Source organism: uncultured Microbulbifer sp., assembly GCF_947498635.1.
Taxonomy (GTDB): Bacteria; Pseudomonadota; Gammaproteobacteria; order Pseudomonadales; family Cellvibrionaceae; genus Microbulbifer; species Microbulbifer echini.
The window spans coordinates 46,125-52,239 of the sequence record NZ_CANMKV010000031.1 but is presented as its reverse complement, the minus strand read 5'-3'; the positions used below and the strand labels follow the sequence as shown (position 1 = coordinate 52,239).

Annotated in this window: 7 protein-coding genes; 6 read left to right on the top strand and 1 reads right to left on the bottom strand. The window is 44.1% G+C overall.

What is annotated here, in order from left to right:
* Positions 1-87: 87 nt before the first annotated feature.
* A complete protein-coding gene (locus Q1A69_RS15130) occupies positions 88-810 on the top strand; it encodes an urea transporter (RefSeq protein WP_299587066.1) in 723 nt (240 codons plus the stop codon).
* 42 nt (positions 811-852) lie between these two features.
* On the opposite strand, the gene Q1A69_RS15125 is transcribed toward Q1A69_RS15130, so the two are convergent.
* The gene (locus tag Q1A69_RS15125) at positions 853-1,260 is read right to left on the bottom strand and encodes a DUF427 domain-containing protein (RefSeq protein ID WP_299587063.1); all 408 of its coding nucleotides are present in this window, start codon (positions 1,258-1,260) and stop codon (positions 853-855) included.
* A 472-nt stretch (positions 1,261-1,732) separates the two neighbouring features.
* Between Q1A69_RS15125 and Q1A69_RS15120 the strand changes: the two genes are divergently transcribed.
* The 5 genes from Q1A69_RS15120 (at position 1,733) to Q1A69_RS15100 (ending at position 6,022) form a co-directional block, all read left to right on the top strand.
* Positions 1,733-1,990 (top strand): hypothetical protein, encoded by a 258-nt coding sequence (locus Q1A69_RS15120; protein WP_299587060.1) that lies wholly within the window; start codon positions 1,733-1,735, stop codon positions 1,988-1,990.
* An 84-nt stretch (positions 1,991-2,074) separates the two neighbouring features.
* Entirely contained in the window at positions 2,075-2,374 is a 300-nt protein-coding gene (locus tag Q1A69_RS15115) for a hypothetical protein (protein WP_299587058.1), read from the top strand.
* 111 nt (positions 2,375-2,485) lie between these two features.
* Positions 2,486-3,739 (top strand): site-specific integrase, encoded by a 1,254-nt coding sequence (locus Q1A69_RS15110; protein WP_299587056.1) that lies wholly within the window; start codon positions 2,486-2,488, stop codon positions 3,737-3,739.
* A 377-nt stretch (positions 3,740-4,116) separates the two neighbouring features.
* The gene (locus tag Q1A69_RS15105; protein ID WP_299587053.1) at positions 4,117-5,100 is read left to right on the top strand and encodes an alpha/beta fold hydrolase; all 984 of its coding nucleotides are present in this window, start codon (positions 4,117-4,119) and stop codon (positions 5,098-5,100) included.
* Positions 5,101-5,410: 310 nt separating this feature from the next.
* Entirely contained in the window at positions 5,411-6,022 is a 612-nt protein-coding gene (locus tag Q1A69_RS15100) for a hypothetical protein (RefSeq protein WP_299587051.1), read from the top strand.
* Positions 6,023-6,115: the final 93 nt, after the last annotated feature.

The window sequence follows — 6,115 nt, the reverse complement described above, 5'->3', positions numbered from 1 at the left end:
CGGAAGCGGGTAATTTTCTTGCATCAATAATATCCATTTGGATATTATATAGAACTATAGGATCGCCGGGTTAATAATTCCACTATCATGGCTCTTGGAATCACTCTTGGTGTTATCACGGCAACGGCTTGTGCATGTACTTTACATTACCCAGCGAAACAAATTGAAGAGGGACGATTTGGGTATAATGGCGCTTTGGTTGGTGTGGTCATATTCTCTCTCTATGCCCCATCTGCACTTACTGTTTTTTTAATTATTGGTGGAAGCGCTCTAACAGTCTTCATTATACGCTTTATGATGTGTCATATTTCACTTCCAGCTTATACCGCGCCATACATCCTGGTCATATGGGCGATATGGACATTGGCCCCAACACTAAATTTAGCGTCGGCCGAAACACTTACGAGTGAAAAAATTTCAACATGGGGTGTATTCGAAGGTATAGGCCAGATTATCTTTCAAAACAATCCCATTACAGGTATTTGTTTTTTGGTTGGAGTTTTCATTTCCAGCAAAGCACATGCTTTTTGGAGCATAATTGGCGGTGTGCTTGCTACATTACTGGCCATGTTCCTAGATTTATCACCAACACTTATCCTTGCTGGGGTCTTTGGTTATAATGCATCCCTGAGTGCTATTGCATTATCAAATGGAAGTAAACAGTGGTTAGCCCCACTTGCAGGAAGTGTGTTAACCGTTCCAATTGCAGTGACCCTTATGAGTGCTAATGTTATTATTTTAACTGCTCCATTTGTTCTTTCTAGCTGGATCATATGGTTCTTAAAAAGAAATTTTTCACTCACTCATTAATCCAGCTATTCAGAGGCACTTTTGCCATACCTATTTTTGACCTCATGATGAGGCGCCAACCTCTTCGATAACGACATGATCGGGGAAGAACGCGATACGTCCGTTGATTACTTTGGCAAGCTCAAAAGCGGCTTCATAGGCCCATGCAATGGTTTCGCCTTTATCATCGACAGCGAAATAGCTGGCATCGCCTTTAAGTGGACAATGGCTAGTCTTACCGTCAAGAGGAAAGAGAGGTATGAAAATATCTTCTTTGGGAAAATAAAAAACGGGATCAAGTATATCTTTTTCGAGCTCGGTAACTCTCAAAACGTTATTGCTTTCGGCAATCACTTTGCCACCATGACGTACACGCACAGTCCTTGGCACAATTTTGGCACGCATAAAGTGTCGGGGCTCCTTGGGGTTGTGGATTGTGTCGTCAGACATCGTAATTTCTGGGTGGGCCATTAATCTTTCCTTTTAACTTATTCGCCTGAGGGCAATAAGGAGTTCTTCGACTACCCAAATTATGGTAAGCGATAAGAGGTATAAACTATTCCACCTTGACGTAGCATAAGGGAATGGGCAGGGTCTATAACGCCGCCTTCAAATTCGATAGCCAGTCCTGGTACCATCTTCGATGCATAAATTGTGGACGATTGCGGTCGAATTACAAATTTCGCGTATTCCACTGAAACTATGCGACCAGTATGCCCACGACTGATTTCAGTAACATCGTCTGGCGCATGTTTATAACATCCGATACCTCTCAAAAGTACCTCCTCAGGTACAGTTTCGAAATCTGGGGTAGGGACGATGTTGGTAGATACCGCCTACTGGGAGTTTAAGAAATGATGCCCAATATCATCCAGCCCTTTGCAACTCGGAGTATCTGCCAGGGCAACAATGCCGACTTTCCGTGCTGGGTTAAAGCCCATAAATGATCGATACTGCCGTGAAATCAATGGTAGATTTCTCCATGGATAGTCGTTTTGTGCCAGTTAAGGGCCAGCAGCTGTTTTCGCAAATCCACGTCTTCCTCAAACCTGGCGAATTGCTTGGGGAACCCTCCGAGGGGGGCTTCTATGCCCGGGCCTGGCACATGGCACGTGCCGACAGCTTTGATCCCGCCGAGAACGACCCGACCAGCAACGATTTCGAAAGCGAGCCCGACACTGCTGAACTTACACCTAGTTGACCAATTGAATACCCGATACAGCTGCTTGAGAGGCTTTGTAGTCAATGTGCAGGGATAGTCATTGATCGACAATGGAGAGTTTGCATGAACTGCGCGGGCGCTGGTGTGTTAGTTGATAACCCAGCTATGTTTGATGTGCATCTCACGATTTTTGCCAATGAAGTTCAGCCGCTCCGCGACTTCCTTCAGAGCATTAATCGAGACCTGGTTAACCTTAAGACCAGGAACCCCAAACAGACGGAAAGCATCATGGGGGCATTACGTGAGATAATCGGAGAGCTCGACCAGATACAAGTTCGGCCAGAACATCGCAATCAGTCGTTCCCACAAGAGGGACAGACATGGTTATCGGAAATAGCAGCCAAGAAAAAAGCTAAGAGTTAGGCCCCATCAGGGCTCCCGCTATTTCCGATATTTGTGAATATCGGATATTTCATAATTCGGTGATTTCGCCGTATAATCAGCCAAATTCCAACAACAATACCTAGCCTTCATATGTCTGCCATCAATCAGCCACCAACGCCATTTATCGACAACCTCAGTCACTTTGAGAATCCATTTCGTTGCACCAACTTTTCCGCCAACCACTACCTCAATACGCACGTTCTCGGTGCTGATACCGATCTGGAGTTCGCACTCAAGTTTCTTTACAGCTACAACGGCAGCCAAGCTACGTTTAATAGCTATCGCCGCGAGATTGAGAGATTGCTGCAATGGGCCTGGCGCATTGAGGAGGCCTCGATCTTATCGCTGAAGCGCGAACACATTGAGGCATTCGTGCAGTTCTGTATTGAGCCCCCAATCACCTGGATCGGCACCAAAAATGTCGCTAGGTTTAAAACCCATAATGGCCAACGCATCGCAAATGCCGACTGGCGGCCATTTGTGGTGAATGTCTCCAAAGTAGAATTTCGTGCTGGTAAAACACCATCATCCAAAGACTTCAGGCCATCCCAGGCCGCAATAAAATGCACCTTTACCGCGCTGTCGTCTTTCTTCGATTTTCTCTTTCAGGAAGGCCTTGTGCCCGCCAACCCTGTGGCCCTGATCCGCCAGAAAAGCAAGTTTGTACGGCGCGATCAGCAAAGCCAAGTCGTGCGTCGAATCAGCAACCTACAGTGGGACTATGTGCTGGAAACCGCAGAAATCCTGGCAGAAATATCACCAGCTGAACACGAACGTACTCTGTTCATCATGAACGCCTTATTCGCCATGTATCTGCGTATTTCCGAGTTGGTTGCGGATGAACGTTCGGCGCCAGTGATGGGTGATTTCAAGAAAGATCGTGACGGAAACTGGTGGTTTCACGTCACCGGTAAAGGTAATAAGGGTCGTGCTATCACCGTTTGCAACCAGATGCTAAGTGCCCTCAAACGATATAGAAAACATTTGCATCTCCCTGCTCTGCCTAGTATCAATGAGCAGACGCCACTGGTACAGAAATCTCGAGGCAAAGGCCCTATTACTAGCACGCGACAGGTGAGGCTAATCGTACAGAACTGTTTCGATGCCGCTTACCAACGGATGGTTGAAGAAGGCCTTGGTGAAGATGCGGAAGACTTGAAAGCTGCCACGGTGCACTGGCTAAGACACACAGGAATCTCCGAAGATGTGAAATATCGTCCCCGCGAACATGTTCGTGATGATGCGGGCCATGCCAGTATGGCCACAACCGATCGCTATATTGATTCCGATATGCGGGAACGACATGAAAGCGGGCGAAGCAAGCGGGTTAAGGAGGCGCGGTAAAACGACCGCCCTACTCTACTGCCAAGTAAGCACTATCCAAAATTAAAGTGATTAAAGCTCGCTAATGATCTTTAAACTACAAGATATGAAATGACGGCAATAGGATTAGGCCTAGATGTTTATTTTGATCAACCTAAAATTTACATTAGGCGGGTATATTGTTAAAACACTAGAAACCTCGTCCGCCAAGATATACTTCCTAATTGATAGTGACTTTGACCAAGCAATGGAAGTTTGAGCTGAATTTTAAGCTCAGCTAAGCTGAAATATCAAGAGTAAGCTGACGCGGGATATCACCAAGTGAGGAATTTATGGCGCCGTGAATTTATCTACGCGCCATATGAATAAACTGTAGTTGCCATTTAAACTCAAGCAATATGAAAGCCAAGTCAATTTCAGCCAAAGTATTAACCGTTATCTCAATATGCATAGTTATCCCAGCCTGCTCTCAAAGAATCGCTAGCTCAATAGAAAAAGCTGAAAACTTTTCATTTGTTGACAGAATAACTACCGAGCGCATTGAGAAGTTAGATTTCAAGAAAACAGAATATTGCCCATCAGAAAAAAAGATATGTATTAGCTATTATTACGGTTCACCTTTAGTCGAAAATAATCTTAACTACTCTGTAACATTAAGTCGGGGTGACAGAGAAAATATCGTTAAGATTAACTTAAGTAGAAATTCTTTAGATCGAAGTTACTTTGGCACCGCCATCTTATTGCATGGATTTCGCACTTCAAAAGAATTCATGCTGGATTCTGCTCTTTATTTTCGCTTTCTTGGGCTTCAGGTTGTTGTTCCAGACCTTCTCGGTCATGGTGATACTGGTGGCAAAAAAAAATATGGAGTGGATGATAGCAAATATATCAACTCTCTTATTGACAACCTAATTGAAGAAGGGGTTATTAAAGATGGAAATATATATCTTGTAGGAAGCTCTATGGGCGCCTTAACGGCCTCACATATTTCTTCGTTAAGATCAGACATCAGCGGAGTCATTCTTTTAGCTCCGATGCTGCAATTTGATGAGGCCGTATACAATTATGCAAAGATTGACCACCCCATACTTAGTCGGATTATCCCTGAGAAAAATATACGCAAGGGAGCGGCTTTAGCTCTAAGAAAATCTAATGTAAAGCTAAAAGATACAAACATACAGCCTCTATTAAAATCCTCCCAGACTCCGACACTACTAATACTCTCAGATTCAGACCAAATTTCACCGTATGCAAGTTATAAGCAATTGCAGAAAGATAATATAGAAATATTCAAAGTTAATGGTAGGCATCATCCAAGCATGAATACAATAGGAGAAGGCGAGCATGAAGCCATTGTTAAATGGCTCAATACTACTCAATAGTACAACCTATAGAATTTTCGGTTACCTTCAAAATTGAAACCATGCTGGAGAAGACCTTCTGTTAAGTAAAAGGTTATCATCATAGTTCCCTACTCTATCCCTATACATCATGTAGTGATCTAGCAAACCCCGACACCAATTTAGATGCTGAAAATGACCATTTGAAATTCATATCCTTCGGGTGTTCCCACACACTGTCTGGCCGATAGCAACATAGGAATCACTATTTGATCAACGACTGCTATTATTTGAATTTGAATAAATACCTACTCACATCCTAGTCGACCCTAAATTCATAAAGGAAACGTGCATGAAGAAACATTCATTCTTATTCACAATGATTTTGATTGCCCTTGCCTTTACGGGGTTTAACACAGCAGCTGAAGAAGGCAAGCTTAAGCCTCTCCAAAATAGTGAGGGCATCATTTGCAGTAATGAATATGTCTTATGCACTTCAGCTCCTTGTATCCCGGACCCCAGAAACCCGGATTCAAATGCAATTTGTCAATGTGATGTTAACAGGGGTTTGAACTTTGGGATGTCAGAATGTAAAGCCCGGATTCCTGTGACTGACTCGACCGGTGTAAAAAAAACCTTATCGACTTTTTCTTTCGCTCAGGCACCTACTAAACCAGTACTTTCCTGTCCCGAGGGAAAACCCTGGACGGATTGCCTGGATCAACCCTGCATTGTCGACCCAATGAACCCACTCAAGGCCATTTGCACATGCAAAATAGTGCGTGATCAGCCTTTTGTAACTTTTGGAGGAGACTGTGTTTCTTTGACTTGTGATACAGGCTACTGGTCAGGCGCAACGCTAGGGTCCTATGTTGGGGCAAGTAGACAACTTATGAAGGCTTTTGGTTTAGATCAGACGCCTGCCAAATATTGTGCGGGAGCAAAGCCGGGAGTCTCAGAGTGATCTCAATTTGACTGGAAAGTCACCCCATAGAGGTCTAATCTTATGCCAAGATAATATCTACTCCTCTAGTCCTCCCCCCTTGCCATAACCTTG